Here is a 16,190-nt window from a genome sequence, read left to right as displayed (position 1 = left end):
CGGCCGCCAGCGGGCAGACTCAACGACGTGGTGACCACACTGGCGATCGACTGTGGCGGCGGGGGCATCAAGGCGTCCGTGCTCGACGAGGCGGGAACGATGCGGGCCCGGCCGTTGCGGGTGCCCACCCCGTACCCGTTGCCGCCCGCCCTGTTTGTCCGGACCCTGCTGGATCTCGGCGGGCGCCTGCCAACGGCGGACCGCATCACTGTCGGCGTACCCGGGATGATCCGACACGGAGTGGTAGTGAGCACCCCGCACTACGTGACCCGCAACGGCCCCCGGAGCCGAGTCGACCCGGACCTGCTCGCCGAGTGGTCCGGCTGGGACGCGCGCGGCGCGCTGGCCGACGCGTTCGGAGCGCCGGCGCTGGTGCTCAACGACGCCGAGGTGCACGGCGCCGGAGTGGTCGCCGGCACCGGCTGCGAGCTGGTGCTGACCCTCGGGACGGGGCTGGGCAGCGCGCTCTTCGACGGCGGGGTGCTCGCACCGCACCTGGAGTTGTCGCATGCGCCGGTGCGCTGGGGCACCACCTACGACACGTACGTCGGCGAGCCGGAACGGCGGCGGCTCGGTGACGCCTTCTGGTCCCGCCGGATCCGCCAGGTGGTGGACGGGCTCCGCCCGGTGTTCCGCTGGGACCGGCTCTACCTGGGCGGGGGCAACTCCCGACTGATCCGGCCCGAGCAACTGGCCCGGATGGGCGACGACGTGGTGGTGGTGCCCAACACCGCCGGAATCGTCGGCGGTGTCCGCGCCTGGGAACTTTCCGCCGGACGCCGGGACGCCCGCACCTGACCCTTCGGCGGCCGTCGGTGGCCTTCGGCGGCCCGAACTGACCCGATCTCGACCCCGGGAACAGTCGCCAAACGTCCGGTGTTGTGCCAGCGTCGGAACAGGTGACGGTGCGACCCGAGGAGGTGGCAGATGGATCTTCTGGCGGACTACCGGCGGGCGACCATGTTCTTCGAAACCGGTGACCCCAGCGGGGCAGCTCGACTGCTGGAGCCGATCATCGACGCCGAACCCGGCAATGCGGCGGTCCGGCAACTGCTGGCCCGGGCGTACTTCCAGTCGGCCCAGCTCAACCGGGCCGAGGAGCACCTGCGCGAGCTGGTCGAACGGGACCCGAGCGACCACTACGCGCACCACGTGCTCGGTCGGACGCTGGAGCGGCTGAACCGACACACCGACGCGCTGCGGCACCTGCGGATCGCCGCCGCGATGTACGCGGCCAACGACGACTACCGGACGGCGCTGGAGCGGGTGGAGACCCGCCTCGGCGGCAGGCGTTGACGGTGCGCAGTTCCATGACGGGGGCGGTCCTTCGGGGCCGCCCCTTCCGTCGCCGGATTGGCGGGCCGGCGGCCGCGCCTAGGATGGCGGACATGGGACCTGACCGGCCGGGGGCTGCGGCATGAAGCTCAAGCTGGACCTGCACGAGATCTTCAACAAGGGCCAGGACATCGACCGGGCGTTGCGCGGGATCATGGACGAGGCGGTGGCGAAGAAGGCCACCCTCGTCGAGATCATTCCCGGCAAGGGGTCCGGCCAGCTCAAGAAGCGGGTGCTGCGGTTCCTCGACCAGAAGGACGTCAAGCAGCTCTACCACCGCGTGGAGAAGGACTCGAAGAACTTCGGCCGCCTCTTCGTCCACTTCCGCTGGAAGTAGCGACGGCACAGCCTCTGACCTCAGGTCCCGATCTCAGCGACCATCAGCCGAGGTGGCCGCGCGGATGACGAGATCAGTCACCGTCGAAGCCTCGCACACGTCAGCACGGCCGAACAGGCACGTCAGGGCGCAGCGTCGAGCTGGGTGTCAACGGTGATCGTCGACCCGTAGGGTGTCCTGATGTCGACGGTGAACCTGCGGCGATCGGCGCGTGCGGTCGTCGTCGATGAGGACGACCGGGTTCTGCTGCTACGACTCGCCATTCCCGATCCGGCTGGCACGATCGCCGTTTGGATCACTCCCGGGGGTGGCGTCGAAGACGGCGAGACGCCACTGGCCGCGCTGCGGCGAGAGTTGCGCGAAGAGGTCGGTCTTGCTCTCGATGTCGACCCGCCTCAGGTCTGGCGCCAGGAGATAGTCGCCGCCGGGTTCGCACCCGGCCACGATGGCGTCGTGAACGACTACTTCCTCGTTCGGGCCGCGTCGTTCGCGCCGCGCGGTGCGATGAGCGACGAGGAACTCGCCGCCGAGCACGTCATCGGCTGGCGTTGGTGGTCGCTGTCAGAGATCAGGCAACACCACGGTCCGGAACTGTTCTCGCCACGGGATCTCGCCACGCCGTTGACCGCACTGATCGCTGACGGAGCACCAACCAAACCCGTGGCGCTCGGCCTGTAGGTAGAGCGAAGCGGACCGGACGTGGAGGCAGACTGGCATGCGGTACGAGGACCGGTGCGCAGCCGACGCCCCCATGCCGCGATCTTGCACTTACTGTCCCGGCGAAAAGGGCATCACACGCTTTTCGGCGACAGAAACTGCAAGATCGGCGAGGGCTGGACGCGACGGACTACTCAGATCAACGGGGGCGCGGTCAGAGGATCGTGACGAGGAGGCCGCAGGCGAGCAGCGGAAGCACCGCGGCGAGGGTGCCCACCAGGGCCGACGAGCGGATTCCGGTCCGGGAGACGAGCATCGCGAGCGTCGACAGGCTGACCAGCAGCGCGAGGAACAGCGCCGGCAGGGCCACGTAGAGCCCGAAGAGCAGCGTCCTCGACCGTTCGGAGTCGCACACCTCGCCGCAGTCTGCCGGGACCGACCCGGAGAGCGTGCCGAGGAAGAGGCCGAATGCCGCGACGACGGCCACGTACCAGCCGGCCAGCACCAGCAACGAGGAGCGCCGGTCGGCGAGGTCGGTGCGGGGCGGCGCAAGGGTCATCGGCGGAGTATCTGCTGTTGCGCTGAGAAGCGTCAGCCCGCGAGGGCGTCGGCGCGGGCGGGGCGTCGGGACCAGCACTGTGGGCGCTGCCGGACGGCGAGCTCCAGAGCCTGATGGTCGGACTCGATCATTTCCCGGGCTATTCGACGCGCCATTTCCAGGCGGTCGGCGTGCATGTCAAGATCCGTCGGGCCGGCGCCTGCCATCTCGAACTCCTTGTCAGCGTTCGAACTAGTCGCATCATGCGTCACGCCGAGAACCGTCACCATTCCCCGATCGGTGGAAAGCTTCCGCCGTACGGCTCGGTGTCGATTTCCCCGGTTGCGCCGATGGTAGCGGTGGCCGCGCCACGCGGCCCGGAACTGCGGTTACCGCGTCTTGCCTGCGGTTTGTACATTGCACGGTGCGCGGGTCGGGGGGCGCGACACGTCCGGTGAGGGATCTTCGTTACGGGAGGACCGCCGTGCAGCATTCGAGCAGTACCGATCCCTTGTTCGTCGCCGTCGAATCAGAATCGATCACCCGGGCGGATGTCGCCGGGCTCATCGCGGGGCGGCTGGCCGCCGTTCGGGTGCCGGGGTTGCTCTCCGTGGCCCGCTGCCAGGCGATCACCGCCGCCCTCGCCAACGCGCCGATGGACCGCTACGACGAGAGCCGGGTCTTTCCCGTCGTCGCCAAGTTCGGTCCGGCCATCAACGACCACCGGTCCGCCGGGGCACTCCGCGAGGACTACTGGGACGCGGCCCGCGCGGCCGAGAAGGGCTGGTCCACGCTGGGTCTGTCGGACTCACCCCGGGACCTGTGCCTGGCCGCGTTCCGCGGTGCCTGGCCGGACGTGGCGCCCGGGCGGCGGCAGGGTCGGGAGATGCACGTCGGCATCGTCCGCGAGATCAACGCGGGGCTCCAGGTGCACTTCGACGACGCGGTACGGGAGTACGCGGGCCGGCTGCTCGATAGCGAGGTGGTGGCCCAGTTGGCGTTCAACATCTACATCCGGGTGCCACCGGCCGGTGGTGAGACGGTGCTGTGGCGGCGGCGCTGGCAGCCGGACGACGAGCCGTTGCGGGTCCCCGGCGGGTACGGCTTCCAGGAGGCGGTGGCCGCCGACAGGCAGTCGTTGACGTTGCGCCCCACCCTCGGGGAGGGCTTTCTGTTTGATCCGCGGCACTATCACACGGTGCGTCCCGCGTCGGATGGCCGACGGATCTCCATAGGATGTTTCGTCGGGCTCACCGACGATGGTCGACTGGCCCTCTGGTCGTAGTGAAGGGCGTTTCCCCATGGTGGACAGAAGCGACGTCGAGGCAGCCGCGGCCCTTGTCGAGGGGCGGGTCCGGGAAACCCCTGTCATCGCCGTCGACGGCGCCGATCTGGGTGTGCCCGGGCAGCTCAGCCTCAAGTTGGAGCTGCACCAGCACACCGGCTCGTTCAAGCCGCGCGGCGCGTTCAACCGAATGCTCCAGGGTTCGTTGCCCTCGGCCGGGGTGATCGCCGCATCGGGTGGCAACCACGGTCTCGCCGTCGCGTACGCGGCCCGGTCGTTGGGGGTGCCGGCGGAGGTCTTCGTGCCGGTCACCGCCTCGCCGGTGAAGGTGCAGCGGTTGGCCGGGTTGGGCGCGCAGGTGCGCCAGGTGGGCCAGCACTACGCCGAGGCGTTGGCGGCGAGCACCCAGCGGGCCGGGGAGACCGGCGCGTTGGTAGTGCACGCGTACGACCAGCCGGAGGTGGTGGCCGGTCAGGGCACCGTCGGCCGGGAGCTGGAGCGGCAGGTGGGCGGGATCGACACAGTGCTGGTGGCGGTCGGTGGCGGCGGGCTGGTGTCCGGTATCGCCAGTTGGTTCGGTGGTTCGGTACGTGTCGTGGCGGTCGAGCCGGAGCAGATTCCTACCCTGCACTCCGCCCTCAAGGCCGGTCGGCCGGTCGACATCGAGGTGGGCGGCATCGCCACCGATTCGCTGGGTGCCCGGCGGATCGGCGAGATCGCCTTCGACACCGCCCGCCGGACCGAGGTGGTGTCAGTGCTGGTCCGCGACGAGGACCTGGTGCGGGCACGCCGGTTGCTCTGGTCGGAGCTGCGGGTCGCCGCCGAGTTGGGCGGTGCCGCCGCACTGGCCGCGCTTGTCGGTGGCGCGTACGTGCCGCAGCCGGGGGAGCGGGTGGCAGTGATCATCTGTGGTGGCAACACCGACCCGAGCGACCTCGGCCCGGCGGCCCCGCACTGACCGGTCAGTCGCCGTCGCGCAGCCGGCGCAGCGCGTGTTCCACCTGGAGGGTGTCCAGGTGGGTGTCGCCGAGGAGTCGCCGGCGGTCGGCCAGCAACTGCTCGTACACCTCGATCGCCGCGTCGACCTGCTCCCCGAGCAGCAGCACCAGGGCCAGGGTGGATCGGATGGCGAGCACCTCGCTGCGGTCGGCGTGCCGAGGTTCGACTGTGGCCAGGGTGGCCCGCAGTTCGGCCTCCGCCTCGTCGAGCCGGTCCTGCGCCTGCATGCAGCGAGCCAGCGTGTGTCGGGCCTGCCAGGTCTCCGGTTGGTTGAGCGGCCACAACCGGTAGCGGACCTCCAGGATGGCGTGCAGCATCTCCTCGGCCTCGGGCGCCCGTTGCTGGGCCAGCACCGCCAGCGCCAGGCTGTGCCGCACGATCATGGTGTCCCAGTGTTCCGGGCCGCGTACCTGGTCCTCCGCAGCGACGATCTGCCGCAGTTCCAGCTCGGCCTCCGGCCACTGGCGCTGCGCCATGATCGCCTTGGTGAGCTTGTGCCGGCTGGCGAGGGTGTCGGCGTCGTCGCTGCCCAGCACCCTGGTGCGGTCCGCGATCACCTCGCGGAGCACCCGGTCGGCCATCTCCGGCTGGTTGCGCTCCAGCCAGGTGCGGCCCAGCTCGTGGCGCAGCGCCAGCACCTGCGGCCGGTCCAGGTCGTGGTCGTACGCGGCACAACCGCGCACGATCGGGTCGAGGATGTCGAAGGCCGAGCCGGGTAGGCCGACCGCGATGAGGTAGCGGGCGGTGAGCCGGGTCAGCTCCAGCGCGCGGCGTACCGTCTCGGGGTCGTGCTTGTGTTTCTGCGGCACGAGGTACTCCCGCACGGCCTCGACCAGGTGCGGCACCAGCACGTCCCAGTTGGTCCAGGCCGCCGAGTCGTCCGGGTTCTGCCCCTCGGTGGCGGCGAGCAGCAGCTTCATGACCAGCCCGTGGTACTCGGCGATCTGCTCGCGCACCTCGTCGCGGTCGCGGAACATCGCGTGCACCAGTGGGTGCAGCGAGAGCACGTGCGCGAACGCCGGGTCGGTGACCTCCTCCTGCACGTCGAAGTCGACAAGGGCCAGGTTGCCGATGCCCTCCAGCACCTTCACCCGCTGCCGGCCGGTGAGCCCCTTGAACAGCGGCGACTCGGCCAGGATGGCCGGCTTGAGCACCACCTCGTAGGGCACCGGGGAGATGCTCAGGCAGGCCAGCACGTTGAGCAGTGGCCGGCTCTGTTGGAGCTGGCGGCGGGCCAGCAGGTCCAGTGAGATGTCGTCGACCTCGCGGACGATCTCCAGGCCGAGGGACTCGTCGAGGTCGACGTCGGCGGCGTCGCGCGGTGAGCGGAACCGACGCTGCACGGCCGTCCGGTAGTCGGCGAAGGTGGTGATGGTGGATGAGCCGCGCCAGACCGGGCTGGCGTTGACCGACCGCAGGTAGTTACCGGCGGCGCGTAGGGCGAGGGGCAGCCCGCCCAGCTCCCGGGCGAGTTCCCGGGCGTCGGCCAGGCCGCCGGCCTGGGCGCCGGCCCGGTCGATCAGCACCTTCGCGCCGGCGTCGGCGTCGAGTGGGCGCACCTGGTGCAGCACCGACCAGGTGCCCCAGGTGGCCCGGTTGCCGTCCCGGCTGGTAACGATGACCATGCCGTCTTCGGCCTCCGGGCTGCGCAGCCAGCCGGTGCCGTCGGCGAGCACTCCGTCGGTGGGGCCCAGGCTGGCGGGCTCGTCCGCACTGTCGAAAATCAACAACCAGGGCTGCGCGGCCTGGTTGAGGTAGCGCCACACCAGGTCGGTGGCGCTGATCATCCCGGCCCACGCCTGGTCGACCTGGGTCTCCGACGCGCCGAGTTGGCTGACCACCTCCCGCATCCCGGAGTTGAGCCGCCCGGCCTGCACCCACCAGACCGTACGGCCGTCGGCCCGGGCCCGGCGGGCGATCTCCAGCGCGACGTGGCTCTTGCCGGACCCGCCCATGCCGCACAGGATGTGCACCGAGGGCGGGCCCCCGGCATTCTGGCCCGGCCGGACGATCTCGCCGATCAGGTCGTCGCGCCCGTGCAGCGGGCTGTCCAGTCGTCCGAGCGGTGGGTCGACGGAGACCCGACTCGGCCGGTCGTACGCAGGCCGAGGCACGCCGGCATCCTCGGGTGGAACGTCCGCAGTCAATGCGGTCCCCCTTCGGTGGCGAATTCACAATGGGGCTGCGGCGTTTGATCCTGTCCAAATGGTGGACAGTCGGAGGGATTGCCGCCCGCACCATGTCGACCGCAAGCGTATCCACCCCCGTACTGGGTTGCACACTCTCCGTTCAGGCCCCCCGGCTGACCAAAATCAGTGCCGTAATTCCCAATTCGCTGCTGATTCCGGCCGATCCGCCGTGCGCGGCACTCGACACGGGCATCCACGATGGACTTATGAACTGGTCGCCAATCCAGGACGTCGTCGACTGGGGTTCCGTGCCGGACTGGTTCGGCGCGGTCGGCTCCATCGCCAGTGTGCTCTTCGTCTACCTCGGATTGCGGCGGGAGATCCGTGCCCGCCGCAACGACGATCTGCGGGTCCGGGCCACCCAGGCTCGGCTGGTCTCGGCGGTGGCCGAGATTCGCGGCACCTCGGTGCTGCGGGTCGCCGTGGCCAACGAGAGTGACGCCCCGGTGCTGGACGTGGTGGTGCTGGCTCGACTCGTCCCGCCCGACGATCCGGACGCCCCGCCGGTCGGGCTGGCCGCGGCGAAACAGGTCCGTCGGATCCCCGGCCGCGACGTGCACGACCTCTTCGTCACAGTCGCGGCGGAGCACCGGCTCCGCTCGGCCGACACCGTTCTGGTGGACCTCACCTTCACCGACCACGACGGTAATCGCTGGCACCGGATCGGTGCCGGCCAACCCGAACCGGTGGGCTGATCGAAAAGGGTGGTCCGGCGGAAGAAAGCTCCCGCCGGACCACCCTTTCATCTCAGAGGGGATAGGTGCGGGCGACCGCCAACATCTCCGAACTGTGCGACCCGACGACGCCGACAGCCGGCGGCCGGGGGCGGAAGCCGGGCAGCGCGTCCAGCCCGTCACTGGCGTCCATGGCCCGCAGCGCGACCTGCCCGGCGATCGGACGCAGCGTCAACGCGACCTCGACGCCCTCCGCTGGCGGGGCGTGGAACACCAGCCCGAAGCCCCACTTTCCCGCTCGTGGCTCCACCGGCACCGACCGCCCCGCCACGTCGGCGCGCAGCACGGTGGCGGTCGACGTGTCGACGTGCAGGGTGGCGAGCCGGGCCGCCCGCTGCGGAGTGAGCCGCAGCCGCAGCGTGCGCTCGCCACCCGCAGTGGCGTCGGCCACCACCTCCAGCTTCGGTGCCGGCAGGTTCGCCGACTGCGCCGGGCCGGCCCGCAGCTCGCCGTCGCCGAGCCCGGGGAAGTCATCGCCGACGTCGGTGACCCCGTCCACGTAGCCGTCCGTCCACGGCTGCGGGTCGCTCTCGTGGCTGAGCCAACGGGCCTGGCCGGTGCCGGCGTCCATCGCGTACATCAGGTGGGTGGGAGCGGGGTGGGCGGCGTCGAACCGGTCCACGCCCAGGCCGACCCCGGCGAGCACCACCGCCGCCACCGCGGCGGCGCCGGCCGGCAGCGCCGCGAGCCGCCGGGCCCGCAGCGCGAGCAGACCGCGCTGGCCGCCGGCCTGCGGGTGCAGCAGGTCGACCACCGGCAGGGCGACCAGGCCGAGCAGCACCGCGACCAGCGCGGCCACCCCGCCCATGGCCATCCCCAGCGCGGGGAAGAGCAGCACCACTGTGGGCAGCAGGATGACCACACCCACTGCCGCGGCGGCCGTCACCGCCACCACCGGCCACGGTCCGGTCTGCCGGGTACGCAGCGCGACCAGCCCGCCGAGGGCGCCGCCCAGCGCCGGCACCGTGGTGAGGTACGCCCCACCCGGCACCGCCACGGCGAGCAGCACCCCGAGCACTGCCAGCCAGGCCAGCCCGCCGACGGCGAGCGCGGCCGGGCCGATCCGGCGGCGGGTCAGCGCGTACCAGGTGAACAGGATGGCGGTGGCGAGTGCCAGGACGGCCAGCCGGTACCAGATCGGCCGGTACGGGTCGAGTAGCTCCGCGTACCCCGGTCGGATCGTGGTGATCGCCAGCCAGAGCAGTTGGGCGGCGACCGGCGCGGCGACGATCGGCACCAGGGCCAGCGCGAAGCCGGCGGCCAGCCGGCCGGTGCTGGCCCGGCCGCTCCGGCGGGTCAGCCAGCCCAGGGCGGCAACCAGTGCCACCGCGAGCAGGGCCAGCGGCAGTGTGAGCCAGCCCGGGTAGCGGACCAGCCCGCCGGGGACGGGGAAGTAGGTGGCGTCGTGCCCGGAGCGCAGGTCGGTCAGGTCGGTGCCACCGAACTCCCGGGCCAGGCCCAACGCGTTGTCCCCGTGCTGCTGGAGGCTGCCGCGGTCCATGGAGGCCGGGGTGTCCAACGGCGTGTGGTAGATCGCGCCCCCGTCGATGTACGCCGAGTTCAGCCCGACGAACTCCTGATCGAGGAAGGCGGTGAAGTCGGTGTCGTTGGGCAACGCGCGGTAGATCTCCACAGCGAACGAGGTGCCGACCGGGTGTGGGGCGGCCCGGCCGAAGATGTCCACCAGCTTCGCGTTGTTCCGGGACGTCTCGAACATGATCACCGGCCCGGTGGAGCCCCGCGCCTCCAGGTTGAGCACCACACCGCCGTCGGCGGCCAGCGGGTGGCTGGCGGCGAACGCGGCCGCGCCACAGAGGCACGCCTCCTCGGCGTCGGTCAGCACGAAGACGATGTCGTTGCGCGGCCGGGGGCCGGTGGTCAGCGCGCGGGCCACCTCCAGGATCGTCGACGTGCCGGCCGCGTCGTCGTTGCCGCCCGGCCCGGTCTGCACCGAGTCGTAGTGGGAGACCAGGAAGACCCGACCCGTCGAGTCGGTGCCGGGCAGCCGGGCCACCACGTTGCGGACCCGGGCCAGTGTCGCCCCGCCCGCCGCCCCGCTGAGCTGGCCGGCCTCCGGTGCCACAGTGTCCTGCACCTCGGTCTCCAGGCCCAGCCCCCGCAACTGCTGCTCCAGGTGCGCGCGGACCTGTTCGTTGGCCGGGCTGCCGGCGACGTGCGGTCGGGCGGCGATCACCTGGACGTCCTCGTACGCGCGGCCGGCGCTGAACGCGCCAGCCGGCGCGTCGGCCGACTTCGGGGCCGGGGTGCGCAGGTCGAGCAGACTGCCGGCGCCGACCGCGGCCAGCGCGACCAGCGCTGCCGCGGCGGCCACGAGCCGCCGACGCGGCCGGGTCAGCGCGCGGCCGGCAGGGGGTACGCCCGGAATCGGACGGGACGGCGTGCCCGTCGTGGCCGGGGTGGTGGGTGCGCCCACGGGAGCTCCTCGGGGGGTGGTGGGGCCTGGGGTGGGATCATCCTGCCCGTCGGGGGCTGCGGATGGGACGGCCGGTAGGTCCCGCGTCCGTCAGCCGCCCGGTTTGTCCACGGCCGAGCAGTGATGCGCCCCATCCCCGCCCGCGCCGCAGGCATCGTGTTGTGTGCGACCGTTGTCTAATACAGGATCAGCAGGGCACTCGGAAGGAGCCCGACATCACCAGCGAACTCCCGCGTCTCGCGGCGGTGACCCGGCCGCACCGGGGGGCCGGCTTGGCCGGTTCCCCAGTTGTGCCGTACCCGCACGGTGGCCTGGCGCGGCACGCCAACCTGCCGCCGGGCGAGCGGTTGCGGGTGCTGCTGGTGGAGGACGACGAGGGCGACGCCTTCCTGGTCGGTGAGCTGCTCGCCGAGACGAACTCGATGATCGACCTGCTGGTCGCCACCAGCCTCCGGGAGGCGCGGCAGCGGATCAACGACGTCGACTGCGTCCTTCTCGACCTGGGCCTGCCCGACGCGCAGGGGCTGGACGGGCTGCGCCAGGTGTTGGAGATGTCCAGCGGCGCCGCGGTGTGCGTGCTGACCGGCCGCACCGACGAGCACCTGGGCGTCGTGGCGGTCGCCGAGGGCGCCCAGGACTACCTGGTCAAGGGCCAGGTCGACGGGGTGCTGCTGACCCGGGCGCTGCGCTACGCCGTGGAGCGTAAGCGCGCCGACGAGAACGCCCGCCGGTTGCGCGAGGTCGAGCTGCGCCAGGCCGAGTCGGCCCGACTCGAACGCGGCCTGCTGCCCCAACCGCTGATGACGACCGACCAGGTCGCTGTGCACACCTTCTACCGGCCGGGCCGGCACGCCGCATTGATCGGCGGAGACTTCTTCGACGTGGTGCAGACCCACCCGGACCGCCTCGACCTGATCGTCGGCGACGTCTGCGGGCACGGCGTGGACGAGGCCGCGCTCGGGGTCGAACTGCGGGTGGCCTGGCGCGCCCTGGTGCTCGCCCGGGTGCCGGACGACGAGGTGTTGCCCGCCCTGGAACAGGTGCTCATGAGTGAGCGCCGCCTCCAAGAGATCTTCGCGACGGTGGCCACCGTCAGACTGGACCTGGACGCCAATCGGGCCACCGTCCGACTGGCCGGGCACCCGCCCCCGTTGCTGCTCTCCGGCGGCCGGGTCGCCCCGGTGCCCGCGCCCGGCGGCCTGCTGCTGGGCGTACGACCTCGCCGGCCGATCGCCTACGACCTGGAGTTCGACACCGATGACTGGTCCCTGTTGATGTACACCGACGGCCTGATCGAGGGGCGGGTGGGCGCCGGCAACGAACGGCTCGACGTACCGGGCCTCAGTGGCTTGCTGGACGAGCCGGCCAGCCGTTCGGTGTCGCTGCCCGAGCTGCCGGCGTGGCTGGTCGGGCGGGCCGAGCGGCTCAACGGTGGCCCGCTCGCCGACGACGTGGCCATGCTGCTGGTCAGTCGGGGTGATGGCCGGTGAAGCCGGTCGTCGGCGGCTGGAGTCTGCGCCGCCGGGTCATCACCCTGCTCACCGTCGTGGGCTTTCTGTTGATCGGGCTGGCCAGCGCGGAGGCGGCGATGGCCGCCCGCAACCGCACCCAGATCGACGCGGTTCTGAACGAGACCGGCCCGTTGCGGGTGCAGTCCCAGGAACTGCTCAACGCGTTGCTCGACCAGGAGACGGCGATCCGCGGGTACGCGGTCAGCGGCGACCGGGACGACCTGAACCCCTACCGGGAGGGGCTCGCCCAGGAGCAGAGCGTCACCGCCTCGATGCGGACGCTGCTCGACGACTATCCGGAGATCAGCCAGGAGCTGCGGACCGTCGAGGAGCGTGTCGCGCAGTGGCGACGGTCGGTCGCGGAGCCGGTGATCACCACCACCGAGCAGAGCGGCACCACCGCCGGCCAGGCATTGGTCACCGAGTCGGCCCGGCAACAGTTCGACGAGGTGCGCTCGGCGGTGAACGACCTCCAGGACGAGGTCCTGGCCGCCCGGGAGCAGACCGCCACCGACGTGCGTACCAGCAGCAACGTGCTGGTCGTCCTGCTGATCGTGGCCGCCCTGGTGGTGGTCGTGGCCGGTGCGGTGCTGCTGCTCTCGCTGGACCGGATGGTGGTCCGGCCGCTGACCGGCCTCGCCACCCAGGTCCGCGAGGTCGCCGAGGGCGACTACCAGCACCGCATCGCCACCGTCGGCCCGCCGGAGTTCATCCGACTCGGCGAGGACGTGGACGCGATGCGGCAGAAGATCGCCGCCGACCTGGCCGAGGTCCGGGCCGCCCGCGAGCGCATCGAGTGGGTAAACAGTCAACTCCAGAAGCAGGCCGAGGAGCTGACCCGGTCCAACCGTGACCTGGAGCAGTTCGCGTACGTGGCCTCGCACGACCTGCAGGAGCCGCTGCGTAAGGTCGCCAGCTTCTGCCAGCTGCTCCAGCGCCGTTACGCCGGGCAGCTCGACGAGCGGGCCGACCAGTACATCGCGTTCGCCGTGGACGGCGCGCAACGGATGCAGCGCCTGATCAACGACCTGCTCGCGTTCTCCCGGATCGGGCGGCTCACCACCGGCTTCGTCGAGGTCGACCTCAACAAGGTGATGGGCGACGTGGCCGGCCAGACCGAGGCCGCCCGGCAGTACGCGGACGCCGAGTTGACCTGGACCGAGCTGCCGGTGATCTCGGGTGAGGAACCGCTGCTCACCAACCTGCTTGCCAACCTGGTCAGCAACTCGATCAAGTTCCGCCGCCCGGACGTGCCGTCGAAGGTGCACGTCTCGGCCCGGTTGGTGGGCGCCGAGTGGGAGATCACCTGCCAGGACAACGGCATCGGGATCGAGCCGGAGTTCGCCGACAAGATTTTTGTGATCTTCCAGCGGCTGCACTCGAAGGACGCGTATCCGGGCACCGGCATCGGGTTGGCAATCGTCAAGAAGATCGTCGAGTACCACGGCGGCCGGGTCTGGGTGGATACCGACGTGCCGGAGGGCACCGCGATCCGGTTCACCCTGCCGGCACTTCCCGAGGACGTCGCGGCGGCTACCGCCGCCGATGCCGAGGGGGAGCCGAACGTCCCGACCGTGGGCGACACGACTCCCTCGACCGAGGCCCCGGCAGCGCTGACGGAGCAGGCTGACGGGCCGGACCAGCCGGACCGGGCCGACGAGACGCTGGAAAGCGGTAGAACGGGTGACATGAGGGAGACGGTGGGATGACCGCGCCGGCGGATGGCAAGAGCCCGATCGAGGTCCTGCTCGTCGAGGACGACCCGGGTGACGTGCTGATGACCCAGGAGGCGTTCGAGGAACACAAGCTGCGTAACCGGCTGACCGTCGTCTCCGACGGGGCCGAGGCGCTCGCCTACCTGCGCCGGGAGGGTCAGTACGCCGACGCGGTGGCGCCCGACCTGATCCTGCTCGACCTCAACCTTCCCCGGCGCGACGGCCGGGAGGTGCTGGAGGAGATCAAGAAGGACGAGAGCCTGCGCCGGATCCCGGTGGTGGTGCTCACCACCTCGCAGGCAGACGAGGACATCCTGCGCAGCTACCAGCTGCACGCCAACGCCTACGTGACCAAGCCGGTGGACTTCGAGCGCTTCATCTCGGTGGTCCGTCAGATCGACGAGTTCTTCGTCAGCGTGGTCAAGCTGCCGCCGCGTGGCTGACACCCTGCTGGACGACGTCGGCGGCCTGCTCTGGGAGGCCGCCGACCAGGTCGTGCTGCCACTGTTCCGCAAGCTCGACGACGATGACGTGTCGGAGAAGGCGCCCGGCGAGGTGGTCACCGTCGCCGACCGCAGGGCCGAGGAGTTGCTCTCGGCGGGGCTGCGCCGGCTTCGGCCGGGCTCGATGGTGGTCGGCGAGGAGGGTGTCGCCGACGATCCGGGGTTGCTGCGGCACCTCCGCGACAGCGGGGACGTCTGGCTGGTCGACCCGGTCGACGGGACCGCCAACTTCGCCGCCGGTCGCCGGCCGTTCGCCCTGATGGTGTCGCTGCTGACCGACGGGCGGCCGACCGCCGGCTGGATCCTGGACCCGCTCGCCGGCACTCTCGCCGCCGGCTCGGTGGACGAGGGCACACTGCTCAACGGTCGACCGGTGGACGGCACCGGCACGGTGCCGCCGCTCGGCGAGCTGCGCGGCGCGGCGATGACCAAGTTCCTGCCGCCGGAGACCCGTGACCGGGTCCGCGCCGGCGGGCGGCGGCTCGGTGAGCTGCTGCCCGGCCTGCACTGCGCAGGTCGGGAGTACCTGGACATCCTCACCGGCGAGCAGCAGTTCACCCTCTTCTGGCGCACCCTGCCCTGGGACCACGCCCCGGGCACCGTGCTGGTTCGTGCCGCAGGGGGTGTCGCCCGCCGGTTCGACGGCGTCGACTACCACCCCGCCGACGACGGCCGCGGTCTGCTCGTCGCCGCCAACGAGCAGGTCTGGGCCGAGGTGCGCGACGCGCTCCTCAGCACCTGATCCGCGCGCTGCGCGACCACGTTGGGACGCTCCGTCGACATCGGGACAGCCGGAGGGTCAGTGGGCTGGTCACCGGCCCACGATCCGGTATCGTGACCGGCGGTCTCCGCCAGCAGGCCGCCGACCGGCGCCGCCGTGCAGTGTTCATCGGGGGCCGGCGGTCGACGGAAGGACGCTTTCGTGCCCAGGACCAGGCTCAGCCCGCGGCTCGGTCGCCGCGCCCTGTTCGCCGTGCTCGCCGCCGTCGCGCTGGCGCTCGGCGGTGCCGCAGTGCCCGCGTACGCGGAGCCTGGCGAGGGTGGTAGCAAGAAGTTGCAGGACGCACTGGAGCTGACCGCCAAGGGCCACATCGAGGCCAAGGCCAAGCTGGACAACTCCAAGCGTCGCCAGACGGCGCTGACCGGCGAGCTGACGACGCTGGAGGGTCGGCTGGTCGGGCTCAGCAGCCAGGTGGGCGAGGTGGCCGCCCAGTCGTACCGGGTGGGTCGGCTGAGCGCGGTCTCGATGCTGCTCAACACCGCCACGCCGGAGGCGTTCCTGCAACGCGCGGGCGACCTCGACCTGATGGCCCAGCGGGACAGCAAGCGGCTGCGTGACCTCACCGAAGCCCGGCAGCAGGCGCAGCAGGCCAAGGTCGCCATCGACGCCGAGGTCCGCGAGCAGCAGAAGCAACTCGCCGTGATGGCGAAGAAGAAGAAAGAAGCCGAGGAGGCGCTCGCCGAGGTCAGCTCCGGCGGCAGCAACGGTTTCAGCGGTGGCAGCTCCGCCTCGGCGAAGCCGGCGCCGCGCAACTCCGACGGGTCCTGGCCGTCCGAGTCCTGCTCGGTGAAGGACCCGACCACCTCCGGGTGCATCACCCCACGCACCCTCAACGCGCTGAAGCAGACCCAGGCGGCCGGCTACAAGCGGCACGTCTCCTGCAAGCGCAGCGGTGGCGGCGGCGAGCATCCGAAGGGCCGGGCCTGCGACTTCTCGGCCGCCACGAACGGCTTCGAGGACAAGAACGCGACCGGCGGCGACAAGTCGTACGGGGACAGCCTGGCCGCCTGGCACGTGCGCAACGCCGACCGGCTGGGCGTGCTCTACGTGATCTGGTACCGGCAGATCTGGCATCCCGGCACGGGTTGGCGCTCGTACAGCGGAAGCGGCTCTCCGGCGGCGTCACACACAAACCATGTTCATCTCTCGATGTACTGACCCGTTGCACCAGC

General features: G+C 71.3%; 16 protein-coding genes. 12 read left to right on the top strand and 4 right to left on the bottom strand.

All coding sequences use genetic code 11. The features are described from left to right. Positions 1-27 precede the first annotated feature (27 nt). The 4 genes from OHB44_RS31120 (at position 28) to OHB44_RS31105 (ending at position 2,350) form a co-directional block, all read left to right on the top strand. Positions 28-798 (top strand): ROK family protein, encoded by a 771-nt coding sequence (locus OHB44_RS31120; RefSeq protein ID WP_238684550.1) that lies wholly within the window; start codon positions 28-30, stop codon positions 796-798. 129 nt (positions 799-927) lie between these two features. Next, a complete protein-coding gene (locus OHB44_RS31115) occupies positions 928-1,296 on the top strand; it encodes a tetratricopeptide repeat protein (RefSeq protein WP_112584722.1) in 369 nt (122 codons plus the stop codon). Between the two features lie 121 nt (positions 1,297-1,417). Continuing rightward, positions 1,418-1,672, top strand: coding sequence for a Smr/MutS family protein (locus OHB44_RS31110; protein WP_007465523.1), 255 nt, complete (start codon positions 1,418-1,420; stop codon positions 1,670-1,672). 180 nt (positions 1,673-1,852) lie between these two features. Then, positions 1,853-2,350: an NUDIX hydrolase gene (locus OHB44_RS31105; RefSeq protein ID WP_238684552.1), complete on the top strand. Its 498-nt coding sequence runs from the start codon at positions 1,853-1,855 to the stop codon at positions 2,348-2,350. Positions 2,351-2,543: 193 nt separating this feature from the next. Here OHB44_RS31105 and OHB44_RS31100 read toward each other — a convergent pair whose 3' ends face one another. Next, the gene (locus tag OHB44_RS31100; RefSeq protein ID WP_330439009.1) at positions 2,544-2,888 is read right to left on the bottom strand and encodes a hypothetical protein; all 345 of its coding nucleotides are present in this window, start codon (positions 2,886-2,888) and stop codon (positions 2,544-2,546) included. A gap of 32 nt (positions 2,889-2,920) precedes the next feature. After that, a complete protein-coding gene (locus tag OHB44_RS31095; RefSeq protein WP_238684554.1) occupies positions 2,921-3,157 on the bottom strand; it encodes a hypothetical protein in 237 nt (78 codons plus the stop codon). Between the two features lie 194 nt (positions 3,158-3,351). Here OHB44_RS31095 and OHB44_RS31090 point away from each other — a divergent pair, with 194 nt between their 5' ends. Both OHB44_RS31090 and OHB44_RS31085 read left to right on the top strand, forming a co-directional pair. Beyond that, on the top strand, positions 3,352-4,152 hold the full coding sequence (locus tag OHB44_RS31090) for a 2OG-Fe(II)-dependent halogenase WelO5 family protein (protein WP_330439008.1): 801 nt from the start codon (positions 3,352-3,354) through the stop codon (positions 4,150-4,152). 16 nt (positions 4,153-4,168) lie between these two features. Next, a complete protein-coding gene (locus OHB44_RS31085; protein WP_266304376.1) occupies positions 4,169-5,110 on the top strand; it encodes a threonine/serine dehydratase in 942 nt (313 codons plus the stop codon). 4 nt (positions 5,111-5,114) lie between these two features. On the opposite strand, the gene OHB44_RS31080 is transcribed toward OHB44_RS31085, so the two are convergent. Next, complete coding sequence (locus tag OHB44_RS31080; RefSeq protein WP_238684557.1) at positions 5,115-7,265, bottom strand: tetratricopeptide repeat protein; 2,151 nt, start codon at positions 7,263-7,265, stop codon at positions 5,115-5,117. Between the two features lie 281 nt (positions 7,266-7,546). Between OHB44_RS31080 and OHB44_RS31075 the strand changes: the two genes are divergently transcribed. Further along, positions 7,547-8,035: a hypothetical protein gene (locus OHB44_RS31075; RefSeq protein WP_238684558.1), complete on the top strand. Its 489-nt coding sequence runs from the start codon at positions 7,547-7,549 to the stop codon at positions 8,033-8,035. Positions 8,036-8,087: 52 nt separating this feature from the next. On the opposite strand, the gene OHB44_RS31070 is transcribed toward OHB44_RS31075, so the two are convergent. Beyond that, positions 8,088-10,508: a M28 family peptidase gene (locus OHB44_RS31070; protein WP_442932637.1), complete on the bottom strand. Its 2,421-nt coding sequence runs from the start codon at positions 10,506-10,508 to the stop codon at positions 8,088-8,090. Between the two features lie 290 nt (positions 10,509-10,798). Between OHB44_RS31070 and OHB44_RS31065 the strand changes: the two genes are divergently transcribed. The 5 genes from OHB44_RS31065 to OHB44_RS31045 all read left to right on the top strand — a co-directional run bounded on the left by OHB44_RS31065 (position 10,799) and on the right by OHB44_RS31045 (position 16,176). Further along, on the top strand, positions 10,799-11,998 hold the full coding sequence (locus tag OHB44_RS31065) for a PP2C family protein-serine/threonine phosphatase (protein ID WP_238684599.1): 1,200 nt from the start codon (positions 10,799-10,801) through the stop codon (positions 11,996-11,998). Beyond that, complete coding sequence (locus OHB44_RS31060; protein WP_238684559.1) at positions 11,995-13,728, top strand: sensor histidine kinase; 1,734 nt, start codon at positions 11,995-11,997, stop codon at positions 13,726-13,728. The genes OHB44_RS31065 and OHB44_RS31060 overlap by 4 nt, the downstream gene beginning before the upstream one ends. Further along, the gene (locus OHB44_RS31055) at positions 13,725-14,177 is read left to right on the top strand and encodes a response regulator (protein ID WP_238684560.1); all 453 of its coding nucleotides are present in this window, start codon (positions 13,725-13,727) and stop codon (positions 14,175-14,177) included. Before OHB44_RS31060 ends, OHB44_RS31055 begins: the two co-directional genes overlap by 4 nt. Next, the gene (locus OHB44_RS31050; RefSeq protein ID WP_238684561.1) at positions 14,170-14,979 is read left to right on the top strand and encodes an inositol monophosphatase family protein; all 810 of its coding nucleotides are present in this window, start codon (positions 14,170-14,172) and stop codon (positions 14,977-14,979) included. The genes OHB44_RS31055 and OHB44_RS31050 overlap by 8 nt, the downstream gene beginning before the upstream one ends. Before the next feature lie 180 nt (positions 14,980-15,159). Beyond that, positions 15,160-16,176: a coiled-coil domain-containing protein gene (locus OHB44_RS31045; protein ID WP_238684562.1), complete on the top strand. Its 1,017-nt coding sequence runs from the start codon at positions 15,160-15,162 to the stop codon at positions 16,174-16,176. Positions 16,177-16,190 lie beyond the last annotated feature (14 nt).

The organism is Micromonospora sp. NBC_00821 (assembly GCF_036347035.1).
GTDB classification, from domain to species: Bacteria; Actinomycetota; Actinomycetes; order Mycobacteriales; family Micromonosporaceae; genus Micromonospora; species Micromonospora hortensis.
Note: the sequence above shows the minus strand (reverse complement) of the source record. Positions and strands in the feature narration are given on the sequence as shown.